The 21,240-nt window shown below is 55.1% G+C and carries 23 protein-coding genes; 11 read left to right on the forward strand and 12 right to left on the reverse strand.

Going from position 1 to position 21,240, the window contains the following annotated elements:
* The first annotated feature begins 6 nt into the window (after positions 1-6).
* From ACXLHR_RS09835 to dtd, 6 genes are read left to right on the forward strand one after another with little or no spacing between them, the layout of a single operon-like run.
* Positions 7-1,197, forward strand: a complete 1,191-nt coding sequence (locus tag ACXLHR_RS09835) for a toxic anion resistance protein (protein WP_458791270.1) — start codon at positions 7-9, stop codon at positions 1,195-1,197.
* Between the two features lies 1 nt (position 1,198).
* A complete protein-coding gene (locus tag ACXLHR_RS09840) occupies positions 1,199-2,176 on the forward strand; it encodes a DUF2927 domain-containing protein (RefSeq protein WP_458791271.1) in 978 nt (325 codons plus the stop codon).
* A gap of 32 nt (positions 2,177-2,208) precedes the next feature.
* Positions 2,209-3,309 carry an SPFH domain-containing protein gene (locus tag ACXLHR_RS09845; protein WP_458791272.1) on the forward strand — a complete coding sequence of 367 codons (1,101 nt, stop codon included), beginning with the start codon at positions 2,209-2,211 and terminating at the stop codon, positions 3,307-3,309.
* A gap of 14 nt (positions 3,310-3,323) precedes the next feature.
* The gene (locus tag ACXLHR_RS09850) at positions 3,324-4,418 is read left to right on the forward strand and encodes a primosomal protein N' (replication factor Y) - superfamily II helicase (RefSeq protein WP_458791273.1); all 1,095 of its coding nucleotides are present in this window, start codon (positions 3,324-3,326) and stop codon (positions 4,416-4,418) included.
* Between the two features lie 14 nt (positions 4,419-4,432).
* Positions 4,433-5,338, forward strand: coding sequence for a carbohydrate kinase family protein (locus ACXLHR_RS09855; RefSeq protein ID WP_458791274.1), 906 nt, complete (start codon positions 4,433-4,435; stop codon positions 5,336-5,338).
* Positions 5,335-5,772, forward strand: coding sequence for a D-aminoacyl-tRNA deacylase (gene dtd, locus ACXLHR_RS09860; RefSeq protein WP_458791275.1), 438 nt, complete (start codon positions 5,335-5,337; stop codon positions 5,770-5,772). The genes ACXLHR_RS09855 and dtd overlap by 4 nt, the downstream gene beginning before the upstream one ends.
* Before the next feature lie 3 nt (positions 5,773-5,775).
* On the opposite strand, the gene ACXLHR_RS09865 is transcribed toward dtd, so the two are convergent.
* From ACXLHR_RS09865 to ACXLHR_RS09875, 3 genes are read right to left on the reverse strand one after another with little or no spacing between them, the layout of a single operon-like run.
* Complete coding sequence (locus ACXLHR_RS09865; RefSeq protein ID WP_458791276.1) at positions 5,776-6,573, reverse strand: metal ABC transporter permease; 798 nt, start codon at positions 6,571-6,573, stop codon at positions 5,776-5,778.
* Complete coding sequence (locus tag ACXLHR_RS09870; RefSeq protein ID WP_458791277.1) at positions 6,573-7,310, reverse strand: ATP-binding cassette domain-containing protein; 738 nt, start codon at positions 7,308-7,310, stop codon at positions 6,573-6,575. The genes ACXLHR_RS09865 and ACXLHR_RS09870 overlap by 1 nt, the downstream gene beginning before the upstream one ends.
* Complete coding sequence (locus ACXLHR_RS09875; RefSeq protein WP_458791278.1) at positions 7,307-7,777, reverse strand: transcriptional repressor; 471 nt, start codon at positions 7,775-7,777, stop codon at positions 7,307-7,309. Before ACXLHR_RS09875 ends, ACXLHR_RS09870 begins: the two co-directional genes overlap by 4 nt.
* Before the next feature lie 66 nt (positions 7,778-7,843).
* On the opposite strand from ACXLHR_RS09875, the gene ACXLHR_RS09880 reads away from it, so the two are divergent.
* Positions 7,844-8,809, forward strand: coding sequence for a zinc ABC transporter substrate-binding protein (locus tag ACXLHR_RS09880; RefSeq protein ID WP_458791279.1), 966 nt, complete (start codon positions 7,844-7,846; stop codon positions 8,807-8,809).
* Between the two features lie 67 nt (positions 8,810-8,876).
* On the opposite strand, the gene ACXLHR_RS09885 is transcribed toward ACXLHR_RS09880, so the two are convergent.
* Together ACXLHR_RS09885 and ACXLHR_RS09890 are read right to left on the reverse strand one after the other, a co-directional pair.
* The gene (locus tag ACXLHR_RS09885) at positions 8,877-9,446 is read right to left on the reverse strand and encodes a fasciclin domain-containing protein (RefSeq protein ID WP_458791280.1); all 570 of its coding nucleotides are present in this window, start codon (positions 9,444-9,446) and stop codon (positions 8,877-8,879) included.
* Between the two features lie 139 nt (positions 9,447-9,585).
* On the reverse strand, positions 9,586-10,290 hold the full coding sequence (locus tag ACXLHR_RS09890) for an HAD family hydrolase (RefSeq protein WP_458791281.1): 705 nt from the start codon (positions 10,288-10,290) through the stop codon (positions 9,586-9,588).
* Between the two features lie 60 nt (positions 10,291-10,350).
* Here ACXLHR_RS09890 and ACXLHR_RS09895 point away from each other — a divergent pair, with 60 nt between their 5' ends.
* Complete coding sequence (locus tag ACXLHR_RS09895) at positions 10,351-13,536, forward strand: 2Fe-2S iron-sulfur cluster-binding protein (RefSeq protein WP_458791282.1); 3,186 nt, start codon at positions 10,351-10,353, stop codon at positions 13,534-13,536.
* Here ACXLHR_RS09895 and ACXLHR_RS09900 read toward each other — a convergent pair.
* Positions 13,533-13,811, reverse strand: coding sequence for a DUF3572 domain-containing protein (locus tag ACXLHR_RS09900; RefSeq protein WP_458791283.1), 279 nt, complete (start codon positions 13,809-13,811; stop codon positions 13,533-13,535). The two genes, ACXLHR_RS09895 and ACXLHR_RS09900, sit on opposite strands and share 4 nt — an antisense overlap.
* Before the next feature lie 92 nt (positions 13,812-13,903).
* On the opposite strand from ACXLHR_RS09900, the gene ACXLHR_RS09905 reads away from it, so the two are divergent.
* Positions 13,904-15,292, forward strand: coding sequence for a diguanylate cyclase (locus ACXLHR_RS09905; RefSeq protein ID WP_458791284.1), 1,389 nt, complete (start codon positions 13,904-13,906; stop codon positions 15,290-15,292).
* Here the strand turns inward: ACXLHR_RS09905 and ACXLHR_RS09910 are convergent.
* The 4 genes from ACXLHR_RS09910 to ACXLHR_RS09925 form a co-directional block, all read right to left on the reverse strand.
* Positions 15,289-15,720 (reverse strand): periplasmic heavy metal sensor, encoded by a 432-nt coding sequence (locus ACXLHR_RS09910; protein WP_458791285.1) that lies wholly within the window; start codon positions 15,718-15,720, stop codon positions 15,289-15,291. The genes ACXLHR_RS09905 and ACXLHR_RS09910 overlap by 4 nt on opposite strands.
* A gap of 22 nt (positions 15,721-15,742) precedes the next feature.
* On the reverse strand, positions 15,743-16,093 hold the full coding sequence (locus ACXLHR_RS09915; RefSeq protein ID WP_458791286.1) for a hypothetical protein: 351 nt from the start codon (positions 16,091-16,093) through the stop codon (positions 15,743-15,745).
* On the reverse strand, positions 16,086-16,670 hold the full coding sequence (locus tag ACXLHR_RS09920; protein WP_458791287.1) for an RNA polymerase sigma factor: 585 nt from the start codon (positions 16,668-16,670) through the stop codon (positions 16,086-16,088). The genes ACXLHR_RS09915 and ACXLHR_RS09920 overlap by 8 nt, the downstream gene beginning before the upstream one ends.
* Before the next feature lie 89 nt (positions 16,671-16,759).
* Positions 16,760-17,242, reverse strand: a complete 483-nt coding sequence (locus tag ACXLHR_RS09925; RefSeq protein WP_458791288.1) for an EF-hand domain-containing protein — start codon at positions 17,240-17,242, stop codon at positions 16,760-16,762.
* A gap of 206 nt (positions 17,243-17,448) precedes the next feature.
* Here ACXLHR_RS09925 and ACXLHR_RS09930 point away from each other — a divergent pair, with 206 nt between their 5' ends.
* Both ACXLHR_RS09930 and ACXLHR_RS09935 read left to right on the forward strand, forming a co-directional pair.
* Positions 17,449-17,832: a DUF983 domain-containing protein gene (locus ACXLHR_RS09930; protein WP_458791289.1), complete on the forward strand. Its 384-nt coding sequence runs from the start codon at positions 17,449-17,451 to the stop codon at positions 17,830-17,832.
* A 3-nt stretch (positions 17,833-17,835) separates the two neighbouring features.
* On the forward strand, positions 17,836-18,513 hold the full coding sequence (locus tag ACXLHR_RS09935) for an NUDIX hydrolase (protein WP_458791290.1): 678 nt from the start codon (positions 17,836-17,838) through the stop codon (positions 18,511-18,513).
* On the opposite strand, the gene ACXLHR_RS09940 is transcribed toward ACXLHR_RS09935, so the two are convergent.
* On the reverse strand, positions 18,510-19,412 hold the full coding sequence (locus ACXLHR_RS09940) for an EamA family transporter (RefSeq protein WP_458791291.1): 903 nt from the start codon (positions 19,410-19,412) through the stop codon (positions 18,510-18,512). The genes ACXLHR_RS09935 and ACXLHR_RS09940 overlap by 4 nt on opposite strands.
* 206 nt (positions 19,413-19,618) lie before the next feature.
* Positions 19,619-21,073, reverse strand: coding sequence for a carnitine 3-dehydrogenase (locus tag ACXLHR_RS09945; RefSeq protein ID WP_458791292.1), 1,455 nt, complete (start codon positions 21,071-21,073; stop codon positions 19,619-19,621).
* Positions 21,074-21,240: the final 167 nt, after the last annotated feature.

The following is a 21,240-nucleotide window of genomic DNA, read 5'->3' on the forward strand; positions in this document are numbered from 1 at the left end:
TACATCATGTCTGAAACCACACGTCAAAAAGCAGAGGCCACATTGGTCGAAGTTGAAAAAGTTACAGCCGTTGTTTTGGCAGAGCCCAAAGGCGAGTTGATCACAATGGCCGATGCTGACAAGCCGACAAGTGCTGAAATCAAACGACGCATGGATGAGATTGACATGGACAACACCCAGTCGATTGTCTCGTTTGGCTCTGCCGCGCAGGCCGAATTGCAGGTCATCAGCCAGTCGATGCTCGCGGGTGTGCGCAATAAGGATGTCGGCCCTGCGGGTGACAGTTTGCGCAATATTGTCAGCACCATTCGCGGGTTTTCGATTTCCGAACTGGATGTGCGCCGCAAGCAATCGTGGTGGGAAAAGCTACTGGGTCGCGCCGCACCGATGGCAAAATTTGTTGCACGTTTTGAAGATGTTCAGGGTCAGATTGACATGATCACCGATGATCTTTTGAAGCACGAACATGTGCTGCTGAAAGACATCGAGAGCCTGGATATGCTCTATGACAAGACGCTTCAATTCTATGATGAACTGGCACTATATATCGCTGCGGGTGAGGCGAAGATTGCCGAGCTGGATAGCAAAGTGATCCCGAAAAAAGAGCTTCAGGTGTCGAAAGCACCCGAGGATAAAGCGGTGATGATGGCGCAGGAGTTGCGCGATATCCGCTCGGCACGCGATGATCTGGAACGCCGTGTGCATGATTTGAAACTGACCCGTCAGGTGACGATGCAATCTTTGCCTTCGATCCGCCTCGTGCAGGAAAATGACAAGTCGCTGGTGACCAAGATCAATTCTACACTGGTGAACACCGTCCCTCTTTGGGAAACGCAATTGGCTCAAGCCGTCACGATCCAACGCTCTGCGGAGGCCGCTGAGGCCGTGCGCGGTGCCAATGATTTGACCAATGATTTGCTGACTGCCAACGCAAAGAATCTGCGTGACGCCAACAAGGTGATCCGCACGGAAATGGAGCGCGGTGTTTTCGATATCAACGCGGTGAAAGATGCCAATGCCAACTTGATCGCGACGATCAACGAGAGCCTTGAGATTGCTGACGAAGGCAAGCGCAAGCGTGCGGAAGCAGAGATCGAGTTGAAGCGGATGGAGGCCGAGTTGAAGGATACTTTGGCCTCTGCAACGGCCCGCAAAACCGGAACTGGCGTGAATGTTGGCACTGCGACGGGAGCCTAGAATGAACCGCTGGGGCGTAAAATTTGCGTCGACCTTGGGGCTTTTTGCCCTGACGGCATGTGCGACAGCACCTGCGTCCCAGCAACCGACGATTACGCCTACGCGCCCGCAAGAGCGGGTGTTGCCTGCCCCGGTTTCAACGGCACCTGTCGGGATTGTGTCAGACGCGACATCCGAGGAACTGCGCAGGTATTATCAGAATGCCGAGACCTATCTAACGACGCGCGGCATGCTGCGCATTGATGGTGGCGGTCCGGATACGCCGTTCACAGACACGCAGCTTGCGCGAAATTTTGTGCGGATTGCACTGTTTGACGAATATGTCTCAGATGGTGATACGTTGAAAGCGCAAGCCACCGCGTCGCGTCTGCGCCGTTGGGAAAAGCCGGTTCGCATGTCGATTGGATTTGGCGCAAGTGTGCCTCCCGCACAGCAGGCGGTCGACACAGCAGAGGTGCGCAATTACGCCGCGCGTTTATCACGGGTTACCGGATTGCCGATCTCGATGACAGATAACGACGCAAACGCAAATTATCATGTTTTGTTTATGAATGAGAACGACCGGTTGGGTGCTGAAAACCGACTGCGTAGATTGGTGCCGGGGATTTCACCAAGCTCGATCCGCGCGATCCTTACCTTGCCCCGCGACCAGCTATGTATCGTTGTTGCATTTTCAGAACCCGGAAAATCGGACTATCTAAAAGCGATTTCAGTCATTCGTGCCGAGCATCCACCACTATTGCGCAAATCGTGCATCCACGAAGAATTGGCGCAGGGCTTGGGCTTGGCGAATGATAGCCCCGCAGCACGCCCTTCGATTTTCAATGACGACGAAGAGTTTGGCCTGTTGACCACCCATGACGAATTACTGCTGCGCATGTTATACGACCGTAGGCTAAGACCGGGTATGACACCCGAAGAGGCGGCACCGATTGCGCGCGTGATTGCCACCGAATTAACCGCAGCGGGCGCAAGCTAGCACCTGTGACTTTGACCAAAGGAACCTGACAAATGGGCATTTTCGATTTTCTAAGCGGCGAGTTTATTGACGTCATTCACTGGACTGACGACACCCGCGATACGATGGTTTGGCGGTTCGAGCGTGAAGCCCATGAGATCAAATATGGTGCCAAGCTGACGGTTCGCGAAGGCCAGGCCGCTGTTTTCGTTCATGAAGGTCAGCTGGCGGATGTGTTCACGCCCGGGCTATATATGTTGGAAACCAACAATATGCCGATAATGACTACGTTGAACCATTGGGATCACGGGTTCAAAAGCCCGTTCAAATCCGAGATATATTTCGTCAACACGACCCGTTTTTCTGATCTGAAATGGGGCACTAAAAATCCGATTATGTTACGCGATCCTGAATTTGGCCCAACCCGCATTCGCGCCTTTGGCACCTATACGGTTAAAGTGTCTGACCCTTCCGTGTTCATGCGCGAGATTGTTGGCACCGATGGCGAATTCACCATGAACGAGATCAGTTTTCAGGTGCGCAATATCATTGTGCAAGAATTCAGTCGCGTGGTTTCATCAAGCGGAATTCCCGTGTTGGATATGGCGGCAAATACTGCCGATCTGGGCAAGCTGGTTGCGACTACAATTTCGGCTACGATGACCCAGTATGGCTTGGAAATTCCTGAGTTATATATTGAAAACATCAGCCTGCCGCCGGCAGTTGAAGCGGCACTTGATAAGCGTACTTCGGTTGGGATTGCCGGTGATCTGGGTAAGTTTACCCAGTATTCCGCAGCTGAGGCGATGACGTCTGCGGCCGCTAATCCCAATGGTGGTGGCGGTATGGGAGCCGGACTTGGGATGGGGATGGGTATGGCGATGGCCAACCAGATGCAAAGCGGCCCATGGGGTGCAGCGCCAGCCGCCGCACCGCCTCCTCCGCCGGTCGAGCATGTTTGGCATATCGCCTTGGACGGTGCAGTGACGGGCCCGTTTTCAAAAGCATCAATGGGCCGCATGGTCACCGAGGGCAAATTGAACCGTGACAGCATGGTGTGGACCCAAGGCCAGGATGGTTGGAAGACAGCAGAGGCTGTGCAGGAACTGGCGCAGTTATTCACTGTGATGCCGCCGCCGCCGCCTGTTTCTTGATGGCGTGAAGTCCGATGAGTGAGACGCAAATTGAACACCATTTTCCCTGCGATACATGTGGATCAGACCTGAGGTTTGATCCCGGTGCGCGCCAATTGACCTGCGACCATTGCGGGAATGTGCAGCCGATTGCAGGCGCGCAGCAAACTGCGGGTGGCATCAAGGAGCTGGATTTCCGTAGCGCCGTAGCCAATCAACTGTCCGAGGAAGAGATCGAAGAAACCCGCGTTGTGACATGTCCCAATTGCGGTGCAAGCACCGAGTATCAAGGTCCCGACCATGCCGCAGAATGTCCGTTTTGTGCGACCCCTGTGGTGACTGATACGGGCGTGCATCGTCATATTAAGCCGCGTGGGTTATTGCCCTTTGCGCTGGACGAGCCTGCCTCGCGTGCGGCGTTGTCAGATTGGTTAGGCAGCCTTTGGTTTGCACCAAATGGGTTGCAGGAGTATGCCCGTAAGGGGCGTAAAATGAACGGTATTTACGTTCCGTACTGGACCTTCGATGCCGATACCAAAAGTCAGTATCAGGGCCAACGCGGGACACATTATTATGAGACCCAGACCGTTGTGCGTGACGGGAAGCGCCAGCAGGTGCAGGTCCGCAAGACCCGCTGGCGTCCTGTTTCGGGACGCGTGGCGCGGTTTTTCGATGATATACTGGTGCTGGCGTCAAAAAGCCTGCCCAAGAAATATACCGATGGGTTGGAACCTTGGGATCTATCGGCGCTAGAACCTTATAATCCCGAATATTTGGCCGGATTTCGCGCCGAGGGTTATCAGGTTGAACTGGAATTAGGTTTCACCGAGGCGCGCGCCTATATGGACCGTATGATTTTACGCGACGCCAAATACGACATTGGCGGCGACGATCAGCGCGTGAATGACGTGCAGACTCAAGTGGGCGATGTCACGTTCAAGCATATTCTTTTGCCCGTTTGGCTGGCGGCCTATAAATATCGCGGGCGCACATTTCGCTTCGTTGTGAATGGGCGCACGGGGCGGGTGCAGGGTGAGCGGCCATATTCGGCTTGGAAGATAACTTTTGCAGTCATTGTTGGACTGATTGTTGCGATTATTGCAGGGTATGTTATCGCTAACACTCAATAGAGATGGAGTGCACGATGATCCTTTGTGCGGGTGAAGCCCTAATTGATATGATTCCTCGGCCACTGCCGGACGGAGGACATGGCTACGCGCCTTTGGCGGGGGGATCGGTATTTAACACGTCGATTGCCTTGGGGCGATTGGGCGTACCGGTTCAGTTCTATTCGGGAATTTCATCGGATTTGTTTGGCGATATTTTGCGCAGTGAGTTGGCCGCGTCGCAGGTTGATAGCAGCCCTGCGCATATTTCGGATCGTCCAACAACATTGGCGTTTGTGACCCTGCGTGATGGCCATGCGTCCTATGCATTTTACGATGAGAACACGGCAGGTCGGATGATTACGCCCGCTGATCTGCCTGTAGTCAAAGCGGATGCGATTTTCTTTGGTGGGATCAGTTTGGTCGTGGAACCTTGTGCCGATGCTTATCAGGCTTTGATGCTGCGTGAAGCGGCAGACACCTTGACCATGATTGACCCGAATATTCGCCCGAGTTTTATCAGTGACGAGGCGGTGTATCGCGCCCGTTTGACGGCGATGTTTGCAGTGGCGGATATTATCAAGACCTCGGATGAAGATCTGGAATGGATCACCGGCGGAACAGATGCGGCGGCGCTTTTTGAAAACACCAAAGTGCAGGTGATTTTGCTGACGCGCGGCGCAGATGGTGTCACGATTTTAACCCGCGACGGTCAGGCCGATGTGCCAGCGGTCAAGGCCAAGGTTGTGGATACTGTCGGTGCGGGTGATACGTTTAGTGCGGGGTTTCTGGCGCATTTGCACGGGGCGGGTTTGTTGAACAAAGGGGCGTTTGGTGTGGTCAGGATCGCAGATTTGACAGCAGCGGCAGCGTTTGGGGCATCGGTTGCGGCGATCACAGTGTCTCGCGCAGGGGCTAATCCGCCGTGGGCGCATGAGATTTGAGGGCGGTATTGCAGCGCGTCACTGACGCCCGCGTTAGTGTTGAGGGCGAGGTTACGGGCGAAATTGGCGAAGGTTTATTGATCTTTTTCTGCGCGATGGATGGTGATGATCCTGCCAAAACGGCACAACTGGCTGCCAAGATTGCCAAGTTGCGCATTTTCAGCGATGCGATGGGTAAAATGAACCTGTCGCTGATGTATACCGGTGGTGCGGCTTTGATCGTCAGCCAGTTTACGCTGGCCGCTGATACATCGCGCGGCAACAGGCCGGGGTGTTCCAAGGCGGCAGCACCGGATGTTGGCCGTGAGTTATACGCCCAGTTTATAGCGGATATCGCAGTCCTTGGCATCCCTACGCAGACCGGTCGGTTTGGTGCGGAAATGGCTGTCAGCCTGACCAATAGCGGCCCCAATACGATCTGGCTCGACGTTTAGCGATTAACCGATCAGGCTGCGCAGTTTAGAACCAATTGTCCCTATTGCGAAAAGACCTGCGGCCACGCAGACGATAGTTGGCCCCACTGGCGTATTGAGCGCGATTGAGACCTGCAATCCGCCCAGCGCTGACAGGCCGCCGATGACCATAGCCATACCTGCCATTTGTTCAGGCGTGCGCGCGAAACCGCGTGCGGCTGCGGCGGGGATGATCAGCAATGCTGTGATGAGTAGCGCGCCCACTACCTTGATGGCGACTGCGACCACAGCGGCGAGGAGCAGCGTCAGCACCAGTTGTTCGCGACGCGGGTTTAGCCCCGCAGCATAGGCCAGATCGGGACTGATTGTGGAGGTCAAAAGTGCGCTCCAGTGGCGCCAAAGCACCAGTGAGACGATTGCAGCACCACCCCAGATTATCCCGAGATCAAAGCGGCTGACCGTCAGCACATCGCCAAAAAGATAGGCATCCAGATCAATGCGTTGGCCCGGGATCAGTGTGACCGCGACCAGCCCCAGCGCCAATGCGCCATGAGCCAGTACCCCAAGAATCGTATCAACGCCTTGTGCGCGTCCCGAGAGCGCCGAGATCAACAGCGCCATTGTGACGGCGACGAGGCCGACGCCTGCGAAAATGGACCAGCCGAACATCAGCGCCATGGCCACCCCAAGGATGGCAGCATGAGCAGTGGCGTCGCCGAAATAGGCCATCCGCCGCCAGACCACAAAACAGCCCAAATGCCCTGTGGCCATTGCGGTACCGAGGGCCGCGAGCGCGGCGCGGATCATAAAATCATCAAGCATTATTCGCAGGCCTCATGGTCGTGATCATGGTGATTGTGGTCGTGTTCATGGCGATACAGCGCCAAGGCCCCGCCTGTGCCGGTGCCGAATAGCTCGCGGTATGCGGGGGCGGCAGAGACGACCTCGGGCGTTCCTTCGCAGCAGACGTGCCCGTTCAGGCAGATTACGCGGTCAGAGGCGCTCATGACGACGTGCAGTTCGTGGCTGACCATCAGTACGGCGCAATTCAGGTCGCGTCGCACGGTGTCGATTTGTTGGTAGAACCGTGCAGAGCCGGGTTGATCCAGCCCTTGCGTTGCCTCGTCGAGCATCAAGACGTGGGGTTTTTCCAAGATGGCGCGCGCGAGTAGAACCCGTTGGAATTGGCCGCCTGACAGCTGTGTCATCTGACTGTGGGTTACCGCTTGGGCGCCTGCTGCGAATAGGGATTTAGTGGCAGCATCGTCGCTGACCCGTTTGGGTAGATCAAGGAAACGGCGCACGGTCATTGGCATGGTGGGGTCGATGTGCAGTTTTTGCGGAACATAGCCGATACGCAGCCCTGCCTGGCGTGTGACCTGCCCCGATTGCGGTTTATGTGCGCCGATCAGCACCCGTAGAAGGGTGGATTTGCCCGACCCGTTTGGCCCGACGATGGTGACAATTTCGCCTGCACTCAAGGTCAGGTCTACGTTACGCAGAACAACGTTGCCACCGTGTTTGGCAGTGATTGCTTTGGCCGCGAGCAGAACGCTCATGGTTGGCACGCAGGGCAGATGCCTTGCGCCTCTATAACCGTTTGCTCGATCTGGAAGCCGCTTTGTGCAGCGGATGCGTCGAGTTTTGTGTTGGAGATTTGCGCCTCGGCGACGGTGCCGCATGTCCGACAGATCATGAAGGCGGGATCGTGTTTGTCGCCCGGATGCGCACAGGCGATGAAGGCATTGAGCCGTTCGATGCGGTGCACGAAGCCTTGCTCGACCAGAAACGCAAGCGCGCGGTAGGCGACGGGTGGCTTGGAGCCCAGCCCTTCTGCGCTAAGCCTTGCCAACATATCATAGGCCCCCATCGCGGTGTGGGATTCCAGCAGGATTTCAAGCGCCCGTTTGCGCACGGGCGTCATTTGCACGCCCCGCGCAGCGCAGGCTTCTAACGCCACTTTTAGCGCGGAACTCACGCAGGTGGTATGATCGTGGGCCGCAAAGCCGAGGGGCGTCAAAGACATCTTGCGCTTTCTGTTATGTTATAACATACGCATCTTATCGGATTCTTAATTATAGGACAAGTCCACATGCGTAAATCTGCCTTCTTCGCCTTTGCGACCCTTGCCAGCCAAGCGCAGGCTGCCCCCAATGTTGTTGTCGATATCGCCCCTTTGCACGGGTTGGTGTCCGAGGTCATGGCGGGTGTTGCTGCCCCTGCCCTGCTTTTACCGCCCGGATCCAACGCCCATTCTTATGCGATGCGCCCCTCGGATGCGCAGACCTTAAGTGAGGCTGAAGTCGTGATTTGGGTTGGGGAAGGGTTGACCCCCTGGCTTGCGGATCCTGTGCAAACATTAGCGGCAAATGCGTCTTATCTTGCGTTGCTTGATATGGATGGCTGGACGTTGCGCGCCTCTGATATGAAACATGATGGTCACGAGGATCATGACGACCACGCAGATCATGATGATCACGGGGATCACGAGGACGACGCGCATGATCATGATGAGCATGGTGACGACGCGCACGATCATGGTGACGTTGATCCGCATGCGTGGCTTGATCCGAAAGTCGCGTCGGTTTGGGTTGGCCATATTGCGCAAACCCTTTCGGATGTGGACCCCGAAAATGCCACGACCTATGCCGCTAATGCGCAGGCAATGCAGGGCGTGCTCGCAGATCTCGATGCGACGATTGGGGCGCAGATGGAGGGCCTGGGGGATCGCCCGCTAATCTGGTCACATGCGGCCTATGGGTATTTTCAAGATGCTTACGGTCTTACCGCTGTGGGTGCGATTTCCGAAACGGATGCTGCCCCTGCCGGTCCGCAACATATTGCGGCACTGCGCAAACTGGTTGTCGAAGGTGCAGCGGTCTGCGTTTTCTCTGACCCCGAAGTCAGCACGCGTTGGAACGATGTGTTGGGTGAAGGTACGGATGTTAAGGTGGGTGTGATTGACCCGATTGGCGCGGATATTCCGACCGGCCTTGGACAATATCAAGCGATGATGACGGCGCTTAGTCTGAGCATTGCGGACTGCCTTGCGCCATAAAAAAATGCCCGCGAGCCTGTAAAAGCTCGCGGGCACCACTGGGAAGTGGATTGGGGAATGCTACAGCTTATTCAGCAGGCAACATTACAGTATCGATCACGTGGATTACGCCGTTGGACTGGGCTACATCTGCGATAGTGATGTTTGCCACTTGGCCGCGCTCGTCGGTTAATGTGATCATGTCGCCGTCGTATTTCGCCATCAATGTGCAACCGCCCAAAGTTGGGACAGCATGTTCGCCACCATCGTCGTTAATCATGCCGCCAAGCGCGTCAGACATAACGCCTGCGCCAACAACGTGGCAGGTCAGGATCTGTGTCAGCGCCGCTTTGTTTTCCGGCTTCAGAAGATCAGCGAGCTGTGCTTCGTCAATCTTGGCAAACGCGCTGTTTGTTGGTGCAAATACGGTGAACGGGCCTTCGCCTGCCAGTGTGTCGACAAGGCCGGCAGCAGTCACTGCGGCGACAAGTGTTGTGTGGTCAGCAGAGTTCACTGCATTTTCAACGATGTTTTTATCTGCGAACATTTCTGCGCCGCCGACCATCGGGTTTGCCATTGCATGGCTTTCAGCGAAGGCCATGCCCGCTGTCATTGTGAAGGCTGCTGCGGTGAGTGCTGTTACAAAAGTGGTTTTCATTTTGAAGTCCTGTTGGTTTGGCGCAAGGCCCAGTGCCCTGCGTTCTCCTAAACCACGGAGCGGCTGTTCAAAGAGTTTCACCGCCTGACAAAATAATTTACATTTTTTAAATTTCTTCGCTTGGGCACGATTTATGGCTTTATGAGGCAGGATTGTTTTGTGCAGTGACCCATGCAGGTAAATCTGCGATTGAGCGCAGCACGACATCCGACAGCGGGGCCAGTTCGTCCGTCAGCGCAGGACCTGTTAGGACGCCAACAGTGCGCATTCCTGCGGTACGGCCCGCAAGCAGGTCATGTGTGCTATCGCCGACCATAATGCAGTTGTCCGCAGCCAAACCCGTTGCTGCGCAAAACGCCATAAGTTGGCCAGCCGCAGGTTTGCCACCGAATCCGCTATCCCAGCCTGCCACAAAATCGAACAGGTCCAGCACCTGCGCCTTGCACAAGTGGGACCGCGCGGGATCTTCTGAGTCGTTGGTGGCAACCCCAAGCGCAAGCCCCATGGTCTTGAATTGGGCGAGCAGTGACGTGAGCGGGGTCGCTTGCACTTGGGGCACCTGTTTTGCGGCGACATTCATGCGTGAGATCAGCGCGTCTTTTGTCTCGAACGGCAGATGGGTCAGCATGGCCTCAGCCACAATATCAGAGGTTTCTGCGATTACGATGCTGCCGGGAAAGAACACCCCTCGATCCAGATCGTAGCCTAAAGTATGGGCCAGCGCAGTGTTCAAGGCGGCGTTGTCCCCGCTTTCCGCCGCGATCATGGTTCGCGTCCATGCACCCCAAGTTGCGTTAAAATCAAAGAGGGTGCCGTCCTTGTCAAAGATTATGCCCTTAATCATGTCGTCTCCTGTTGCGATCACTTGACACTCAAGACCGCACAATTGACGGTGTCAACCAACATGCTCAAACTCCGCTCATACCGCTCTCGCCCAATGCATTTTGGCCCGTTTCCGCTGGAAAAGCTGAAGCGTGTGCCTGCTGTGGATCTGTCCGGTTTGCCTGCGATGCCGTCTGTGTCGTATCGCCGGCCAGATGACCCCAAGAGTGTTGTTAACGCGATGCAGGATTATCAGGCGATGCTGGATGCAACCCGCGACGGTATGATCAAGAAAGAGGTCGCCGAGATACCTGACGGGTTGGAAGAGCGTGCCAATCATTTAAAGTCATTTGCCTATTATTGTGATGCCAGCATGGTTGGCACCTGTAGGATTGTGGACGAGGCATGGTTGGATGCACCTGTTCATAACCCTGATGTCGAAAGGTTAGCAGATAAGCTAAGAGTTATGCAGCCCAAATCGCTGGCGGCGGGCATCGATGTCATCATGGCTGGATTACGCGAAAGCATGGCGTTACCGCCGACCGATTGCAGGCAGCATAGCCATGCAATTGTGATGTTATATGACTATCCACGTGATCCGATGGACAATGAGGTCGGGGCGGACTGGATCGTTGATGCTTTGCCGCAGCGTGCCTGTTTGCGCGGCATGGAAACGGCTGTGACATTGGCCAGTTATATTCGCACGTTAGGCTATGATGCGCGCGCACATTCAATGGCGGCATGTGATATCGATCTGGGGGTTTTGGCGGTGAGCGCGGGGCTGGTTGCGCTAGAGGATGGCGTGCTGGTCAATCCGTTCACCGGAGATCGCTATGGTTTGGCTGCGGTCACAACGACGTTAAACATGGCCGCTGATTTACCAATTGCGCCGCATCAGGAGCCGCCGCTGTCTTATAAGGCGGGTTTTGGCACGCACGCGAAATCTGCCCGCAATCGCGATCCTTATATGCAGCGTGACTTTGCCAAGGGGCCGTATCCGTTTGAAACGCTCAAGCGGGTAGATAATCCCACGACTTATATTGATACGCCAAATGTCACGCGTGTTCCAAAGCGTGCCAATCTATTCGCGCGCGCCTTGTTTGGCGACATGGGCAAGCAAGTGCAGGAGGCCACTAAAAACGGCAATTATGTGCGCAAGTCGGCCAGTGCTTTTGCGTTTCGACCTAGCCTTGGTGCATTTGTGCTGTTGCAAGATGGCGAGGCCCAAGCGGTACAGGATGGCACTGATGATCCCGATACCAATGCGGCCAATATCAAGGCCGCGCTGTATTTTCTGGGTGTGGATGCCGTGGGGCTAAGTGCCTGTCCTGACTGGACCTATTACAGCCATGATGCTGCTGGTCAGCCAATCACGCCCTACCACAGCAATGCGATTTCCATGATTATCGATCAAGGGCATGAAACGATGGAGGGGGCGTCTGGTGATGATTGGATCGCCTGTGCGCAATCGATGCGAGCTTACCTTCGGTTCTCGCTTTTGGGTGGGGTACTGGCGCAGCATCTGCGTAATCTGGGATATACGGCGCGGGTGCATTCAGTGATGGACGACGAGGTGTTGCATCCACCGTTGTTACTATTGGCGGGTCTGGGTGAGGTCAGTCGCATTGGTGAGGTGATCTTAAACCCGTTCCTCGGACCGCGGCTAAAATCGGGGATTGTGACCACCAATATGCCGATGACCCACGACAAACCAATTGACTTTGGTTTGCAAAAGTTTTGCGAGGCCTGCAATAAATGTGCGCGTGAGTGTCCCAGCGGCGCGATCACTGCGGGACCTAAGTTGATGTTCAATGGCTACGAGATTTGGAAGTCCGATAGCCAGAAATGCACGACTTACCGCGTCAGTCAAAAGAATGGCGCAATGTGTGGGCGGTGTATGAAAACCTGTCCGTGGAACCTTGAGGGGTTATTTGCCGAGGCACCGTTTCGTAAATTGGCGATGGCTGTGCCGCAGGCGGCAAAGGCGCTCGCAGTGTTGGATGATAAGCTGGGAAACGGGTCGATTAATCCTGTCAAAAAGTGGTGGTGGGATTTGGAAATGGTAGATGACGGCGCGTACCGCCCTGCCCGCGACCCCGTGAACAGGCGCGAGTTGTCGCGTGATTTGCAGTTGCGTTATGCCGACCAAACGCTTGCGGTCTATCCTGCGCCGCTTGCGCCGCCGCCCTATCCGTGGCCGTTTCCGATGGATCGCGAGGCGGGCATTCGCGCCTATGAGGGTATGATTTCCGCCGAGGAGCATCAAAGACGCCGAGCATCAGGACAGCCGCCAGAGCATGTTTATCTGCAAGGGACAGCAGAAATTCCGGTGCTTAATCTGGTTGTCAGCCGTGCGCAAAAGCTAAGCGCTACGACTATGCTTTATGAATTTGCAGACCCAGAGGGCGCGGATCTGCCGCCGTTTGACGCGGGTGCGCATATTGATGTGATTGTGGCGCCGGAATTCTTTCGTCAATATTCGCTTTCGGGTGATCCGGTGGAACGCAAATTCTATCAGATCGCCGTTCTACGCGAGGATTTGGGGCGTGGTGGTTCAAAGTTGATGCACCGTATTTTTATGCCCGGGCGGCGGGTCATTGTGTCGAAGCCGATTAACCATTTCCCGCTGTTTGATGCGCCACATAGCCTGTTGATGGGTGGCGGAATTGGCGTGACCCCAATGATCGCGATGGCGCACCGTCTGCACGCGCAAGCGCGCAGTTTTGAGCTACATTATAGTGTGTCGACCCGCGCTGATGCTGCTTTTGCGGACATTCTGGCCATGCAGCCTTGGGCAGATCGCGTGACCTTACATATCTCGGACGAAGGTAGCCGCGCAGAGATCGAAAAAATCACTGCCCACCGCAATGGTGCGCATATCTACACTTGCGGCGCAGAGCCGTATATGACCGCTGTGATGAAGGCTGCGGCCGCAAACGGGTTTCCCGAGGACGCCCGCCACATGGAGTATTTCGCGGTTCCGGAAACTCCTGACTATGTCAATCATGCGTTCACACTTCGGCTGAAGGATGGACGCCGCATTTCAGTCAGCGCAAGCCAGAGCGCGTCAGACGCGATTTTGGCGGCAGGTGTGCATGTGGACGTGAAATGCGCTGACGGGCTATGCGGCGTGTGTAAATGCGGAGTTGTGTCTGGTGCCGTGGAGCACCGCGACTATGTGCTATCCAAGCGTCAGCAAGCCCATGAAATGATCCTGTGCCAGAGCCGCGCAGCAGAGGCTGACGCGGAAATCGTCATCGACCTTTAGGTCCAGTTTACGTTTTCCGCCCCCGGCAAGGCATAGCGCGCGCGCAAGGGGGCGTCGTATTTCAGGTCGTGCGCATCGCAAAACGCGATCACCCATGCGTCATCCATCGTCAGAAATTCCAAGACCGAAGACTGGAACGCGGGCTCCGAAGCTTGGGTGCGCAGATCTTCGATATCGCCGCCGGTCGAGCCCAGAAAAACAGGGCATAGATCGTCGTTGCCAACCAGCCAACCAAGGGCTTGTAAGGCGATTGTTTGCGCATTTTCGGGGCTCATTTCAGATCCTATAAAAGTTGAAACTGTTTTTTAACCATTAGCGGTCAAGGTTGTGGTGTCGCTGTGGTGAAACCACTCAAAGGAATATAGATATGACCGGTCGCATTCTCATTATCGATACAGTTCCCACAAACAGGATCGTATTGAAAGTAAAGATGTTAGCTGCCCAGTTTGGCGTTGACGCATGCGGTAGCCAACAAGAGGCGGAATTGATTATTGCCAGAGAGCGGCCTGATTTGATCCTGATCAATCTGTCTGATCCCATTGAAGACCGCCACGCATTTTGCCGCAAGTTAAAAGACGACCCCGAAACGGCATCAATTGCGATCATTTCGGTTGGCGTTGCTGATACGGCACGGACCAGATTTGCAGCCCTGGATGCGGGCGCTGACGATGTGCTGCCGCGCCCCATTAACGATTCTTTGCTACTCGCACGTATTCGCTCGCTTTTGCGTGTAAGAAATGCGCGGCAGGAGCTTATCTTGCGCGATAGCACCAGTCGGGCGCTCGGTTTTGAAGAGGTGCGCGCCGATTTTGCGGCGACCGCAAAAGTTGCATTATTATCCAGCTCATTGATCTCAGGCGAAGCAATTGCTGCCAAACTTGCCGATCATCTTGAGCCGCCAATTTTGCGTCTGGATATTGATCATGTGCTGACCCAGTCGACAAAGATCCCCGTGCCAGATTTGTTTGTAATTGATGGCACACAGGATCTGGACGGTGGACGCGGTATTTTCCGGCTTATCTCGGACTTGCGGTCACGCTCTGAAACCCGTTTGACGTCGCTGCTTGTTGTGCTGCCAAACGGCCAGCCAGATATTACGGCACTGGTTTTGGACCTCGGCGCCGATGATGCGATCCATGTCAGTGTTTCGAGCGATGAAATCAAGCTTCGCGCGAGGGCTTTGATCCACCAAAAGTTGCTGAATGACAAACTGCGCGACACGGTACGCGACGGGTTACATGCCGCTGTCACCGACCCGTTAACCGGGTTATTTAATCGTCGCTATGTAGAACCGCATCTAGCGCGAATTGCAAATCAGGCGCTTGCAACGCAGCGTGAATTTGCTGTGATGATGCTCGACATTGATCACTTCAAATCAATCAATGACCGTTACGGTCATGCGGCTGGTGACAAGGTATTGGTCGAAATTTCACGCAGGCTTCGCGAGAACTTGCGATCTATTGATCTCGTCGCGCGTATTGGTGGTGAAGAATTTATGATCGCGATGCCATTGACGGGTCGGGTTCCTGCGGAAGTTGCTGCCGACAGATTGCGTCGTATGGTGTCATCAAAGCCCTTCACCCTAGGGCCCGATCTGCCAATTCTTACGGTAACGATGTCGGTGGGTGTGGCAATTGGCGGGTTGACGCGTCTGAATAGCAGTCAAATCAAGGCGATGTGCAACAATGCAGACGCAGCGCTATATGCCGCCAAAAATGCGGGTCGTGACAAGGTTGCGATGAGCAGTGCGGCCTAGTTACGCTTAGGGGGTTTATGCTGCAAGCGGTCCGCCAATGCGGCCCTCGCTTGCGGTGACATTGTTGTCAGGCGGGACAGGAACGCTTCTTGCGCTTCCATTTGGATCTGCTCGGACCGCACGCGAAACGGAGCCATGATCTCTTGTACGGCATTCACGTCAAACGGCATCGTCCGCAACGTGGTCGCAAGCACATCGATCTTACTATCCAACTCTTGACGGTTAAGCGGTCGCGAGCCACCTTTTCGCATGGCTTGCCCAATTGCGCGGCGATCATCTGCATCTAGGACACTGCCTAATGGGCCAAAGTCGAACATCACCCGCTGCGGTGGTCCGTCATGCCCCCGCCCGGAGGCGAGCATACCAATCGCGCCGCCAACGACAGCGACATTCAATGCGAGAGATGCCACCAGAACGATGCGCGTCATCCGGCCAAGTCTTTTAGTTATGTTAACCATTTATCAATGCCTCCGCAAAGTATTCACTTGTGTCGCCCAATAGATCAACGGTCACAGCAGTTCCGAACAAATCCGCCGTCCATGTCGAGACCGCAGCTGGCGGAGACACCCCGAACCAAAGCCCCGCAACACCCGCCATCGCTAGACCGCCCACTGATGGCCACCCTCCGATGAGATCGAGGAAGCCCGCAATGAATGACTGCTTGGGTGCCAGAACCGGAACGTGTTGCGCGGACGCAGCATCAGCAAGGACCCGCGCCAACAGGTCATCCGAGACCTTTGGCGATCGAGTCTGTGCAACTGCGAACAGGTCATCAAGAAATTCATCGTTAGGTTTAGTCATCTTCATACCCCAAAGCTAATTTACGGTGGCTCAGAATATCAGCCAACGCGCGTTTGCCGCGTGCTGTTAAGCTTTCCACTGTTCGTACGCTCGCATCCATAATTTTTGCGATCTGCGGGTTCGAGAGCCCCTCCAGGTGCCGCAACGAAACTGCCTGTGCTTGCCGTTCAGGCAATTCCGCCAAGGCATCCGACAACGCCGAAAGTCTAGCGTTTTCTTGCATCTGCCCCGCCGCACTGATCTGCGGATCAACCGGTTCGGCGATTTGGTCAAGCGAGATGCCGCGACGCTGCCGCAAGCGATCCGTGCAGAGATTGGCGACGACACGGTAAAGCCACGTTGAAACCTGCGCCTCGCCCTCGCGCCATTCAGGCGCGATTTTCCAAAGACGCATCATCGCCTCTTGCGCCACGTCTTCGGCCTCGGTTTGATCGCCTAACATCCGCGTGGCCTGCGCCAGAACGCGCGGCAAAAGGCGCATCGACAGAACCCGCGCAGCCTCGTCATCCCCATTTGCATAGGCAAGCAAAACAGCGCCATCGGGCGCGTCACGCCAAGATCCAAGTGAGAGTTTCATTGCTTAAAGTCATATCCGCATCTGTTTATTTGCACAACGGGTGAGACCGCCGTTGCGCCCTCACCCTGTCGCATTTAGCCGCGACTGCCTTAGCCTTTGCGCCCGTGACCATCACGTTCGCCCCGTCCACCACGTTCGCCGTGTTCACCGCGTTTTTCGATCATCTGCTCGAACTCTTCCTGACTAATTTCGCCATCGTCGTTCTGATCGGCATGCGAGATCATCCGTTCGGCGTTTGCACCGCGTGGTTTCATCTCGTCGGCCTGAAGCATGCCGTCTTTATTGGTGTCCATTTGTGACAACATGTGCTCGGCGCGTTCTGCCATCTGCTTTGCACCGGCCTCGGTCAGCTCTTCCAGTGACACGTCACCATTTCCGTCGGTATCCATAGCGGTAAAGCGGGCACCATGTGCAGCTTCCATCTCGGCCACGGTCAATGACCCGTTCCCATCAGCATCCAATGTCGCGAAATCCGGCATTGCGCGCTGTTCGCCACGCCCTGCTGCGGTTGCGTCAAGTGCGACCAAAGAAAAGCCTGCGATCATTGCTGCAATCAATACTGTCGATTTCATTTTGTATTCCTTTTACGGTTTAAACAAAGGCGCCGTTTGCGCCGTTGACCCCTCTTCAACGCATCCCGAAAAAGTTTCCGTCGCGATTTACTAAACTTTATTGGCAATGAGCTTCTTGCGACATGCAGCCGCAACCCGCAGCTTGTGCTTTCCAAAAGCCGCAAAAAGCCTCATGTCTGAGAGACAGAATTGAACGGAGCCTTCTCATGACTGCACTCACACTCGACGACCGCGCGGCTATTCCTGCAAAGATGCGCGGGTTTCGCCGCAAATGCCCCAATTGTGGTGAAGGCAATTTGTTCAGCGGGTTTTTGAAGGTCACAGACAAATGTGATGTTTGCGGTGAAGAGCTGTTTCATCATCGCGCGGATGACGGTCCTGCTTATTTGACGATTTTGATTGTGGGCCATTTGCTTGCACCCTTGATCCATTTCACTTGGGTCAACTTTCGCCCTGAACCGTTGGTTATGATCACGATTTTCACAGTGTTTTGTGTGGGATTGTCGCTGTTTTTATTGCCGCGCATGAAAGGATTTGTCGTCGGAATTCAGTGGTCGCGCCGGATGCACGGATTTGGCAAAACCGTGTAACCGATGACAGATATCCCGATCCGCGATGCTGCAACAATGATCGTCTTGCGTAACCGTGCAAGCGCACCATCGGTCTTGATGGGCCAGCGCGGGAAAACGGCGGAGTTTATGCCGGGGAAGTTTGTGTTTCCAGGTGGCGCAGTTGATCCAAATGACGCATTTGTGCCGTGCAGTCCGCTTGCGGCGCTCTGCACGGATCGGTTGTCGGATCGCTCCACCGTGAGCCCCGCGGCAATCGCTGCGGCCGCAATCAGAGAGTTGTGGGAGGAAACCGGCCAGATTTTGGGCCATGCCGCAGATTGGCAGTCACCGCCGCATGGCTGGCGCGGTTTTGCAGCGACCGGCCATGTGCCAAATGCGGCAGCGCTTCAGTTCTTTTTTCGCGCGATCACGCCAACAGGGTTATCCCGCCGGTTTGATGCACGATTTTTGCTGGCGGATGCGGGTGATTTGATCACGGACCCTGACGACTTTTCCGGTGCCGAAGACGAGTTGTCCCATCTGCAATGGGTCCCGTTGAAGGATGCGCGTGATTTTGATCTGCCGTTTATCACGCAAGTGGTCCTTGCCGAATTGATTGCGCATATTCAACACAGCGGTCCGCCAAAGACTGTGCCGTTTTTTGCCAATGATGACGAACGGCATTTGGTACATAGGCTTGGCGGCGCGAGTCTGCTTTAGATCACAGCAATCAACACAATGATGCTGGCTGTCAAAATCAGTAACCCCTGCCATTCTCGCCTACTGGTTTTTTCTCCGAAAACCAGTGCGCCGACCATGATCGAAAACAGCAGCTCAATTTGCCCTAATGCGTTCACATAGGCAACGGTTTGTAAGGTAAAAGCGGTATACCAGCACAGCGATCCAGCCATTGAGCTAAGCCCCACGAGCGATCCAATGCGCCAAGCGCGCAAAACGCGGGTGATCTCGCCGCGCTCGCGCCAGACCAACCAGATGGCCATTATCGCAGTTTGAAACGCCGTCACAAATGCGAGCGTCACAATTGCGCGGTACAACACATCGCCACTTTCCAGCGACAGGGACGCACCGCGATATCCGTTGCCAGAGAACCCGAACATAAAGCCCGACATAAGCCCAAGCGCGGTGCCCTTGTTCCAGATACGTCTGTGCAATCGTCCCTTGGCCGCTGGCACATCCGAGAGCAGCAACACGCCAAAGAGGCCCAACAAAATGGCAGCCAGCCCCTTTAAGCTAATGACATCTCCCAGAATGACAAAACCGATCAAGGCGCTTAGCAAGACTTCTGTCTTTTTGAACGTGATGCCTACCGCGAAATTTCGGTGCGCAAAGAGCGCGACAACGCAAGCCGTTCCGATGATTTGAGAGGTTCCTCCCAAGGCTGCATAGCCCCAAAACGCGGCGGGAATTTCGGGCGCACCCTGCCCGCTAGCCACGACATAGACGAGCGCCGCAATTGCCACGAGTGGCGTAGAATAGATGAACCGCGCGAAAGTAGCGCCAGCTGTGGATAGCTGTGTCGCTTTTAGCTGCTTTTGCAACATAAAGCGGACAGTCTGCGCCAACGCTGCGCCTATTGTGATCGGGATCCATAGCTCCATTCTGCATCTATGGCCGCTGACTGTTGCTTTTGCCAGACCGGATGTGCAGTGGAGTTTTCAGACTGCATGTCATCATGATCATTAACTAAAAAATTTCCACATGCTCAAAATGAGTGTGCAATGCGTGGCGCGATAGCCTGTTCTAAGAGGAAAGCTACGCGACGTGATGCACGAAAATCTTAGGTGCGCGGCCTTAACAAGAACGCTTATCTGCTTCCGATGGCTTTGCCCGCCCCGTCTGGTATCGGTAAAGCCGCGTGTGCGTCTGCCAGAATGGCAAGCGCGGTTGCGATTTGGGTGGCTGGTTCGCAGGCTTTGCGGGTCTTAAGGCTGACGTGGATCAACATATGCTCGCCGGTTGCAATTTCGCGCTCACCTTGCATCATCCGATGAAACAGATGCATTTTTTTGCCTGCAGCTGCCATCAGCTGCGTCTGGATGTGGATTTTTGCACCTGCGTGGACCTCGCCGAGGTGGCGGATATGGGTCTCAACGGTGAAATAGCTGCCGCCGCTAGCAATGTAGTCGGCATCACAGCCGACAATTTCCATAAAGCGGTCGGTGGCGTCGCCGAAAGCTTCCAAATACCGCGCTTCATTCATGTGCCCGTTGTAATCGGTCCAATCCAGTGGAACCGCGCGGCACACGGTCATAACTGGTTGTGACGGATCGGCGGGCATCGTGACGGGTTCGCCGATGCGCTGATCTTGGGCGTTTAATAACGCGCCTGCCCCAAAATTCTGTGCTTTTAGGCCGCGCAAAATCGTCACAAGGTTGTTGTCGCGCGCGCGTTCGAGTTCGCGGATCGTCATATGTCCGGATTGCGCGTCGGACTGATCGGCAACTTGGTCGATCAGCTCTTGTGTCAGCTCTGGCACGTCCATCAGTTTGGTCCACGGCCATGACAGGCACGGTCCGAATTGTTCGATGAAATGGCGCATTCCTGCTTCGCCACCCGCGATGCGGTAGGTCTCAAACAGGCCCATTTGCGCCCAGCGCAGGCCGAACCCGTAGCGGATCGCGTTGTCAATTTCTTCGGTGGTGGCGATGCCGTCCTTGATCAACCAAAGGGCCTCGCGCCATACAGCCTCTAAGAAACGGTCGGCAATATGGGCGTCGATTTCGGCGCGCACATGTAAAGGAAACATGCCGATTTCGGTCAGGATCGTCTTGGCCTTATCGATGATCTCGGGGCTGTTTGCGCCTGTCGGCACTAACTCGATCAAGGGTAGCAAGTAGACGGGGTTAAACGGATGCGTCACCATAATCTGTTCGGGGCGGATCGCATTGTCTTGTAATTCGGAAGGCTTGAACCCGCTTGTGGACGAGCCGATGATTGCATCATGCGGGCAGTGCTCTTGCAGCGTTTGATAGACCTTAAGTTTGAGGTCCAATCGCTCTGGCACGCTTTCCTGTATCCATGCGACGCCCCTGACCGCGTCAGGGATCGTATCATGAAACGTCAATGCGCCCTCGTCGGGCAGGGCAACATCTGACAGGCCCGGCAAAGATCTGCGTGCGTTATCAATAACTTCGTTAATTTTTCGTTTTGCGTCAGGATCTGGATCAAAGACCCGCACGTCCCATCCCATCAACAAGAACCGCGCAGCCCAACCGCCGCCAATAACCCCACCACCGATAACGGCTGCCGATTTTCCCATCTTTTTACATCCTTAAAGTCAGTTACCAAGTGTCTGTTGGTGGTGCGTCGTCGGTTTTGCGTGACAGTGCGGCGGATTGGTCGAGCGGCAGAACGGGACGCCGCCCGTTGACGCCGTTTTCATCACAATCACATCAAAATCTGCTAGAACAATACTACCTACCAAAA

Source organism: Yoonia sp. MH D7 (assembly GCF_054439475.1).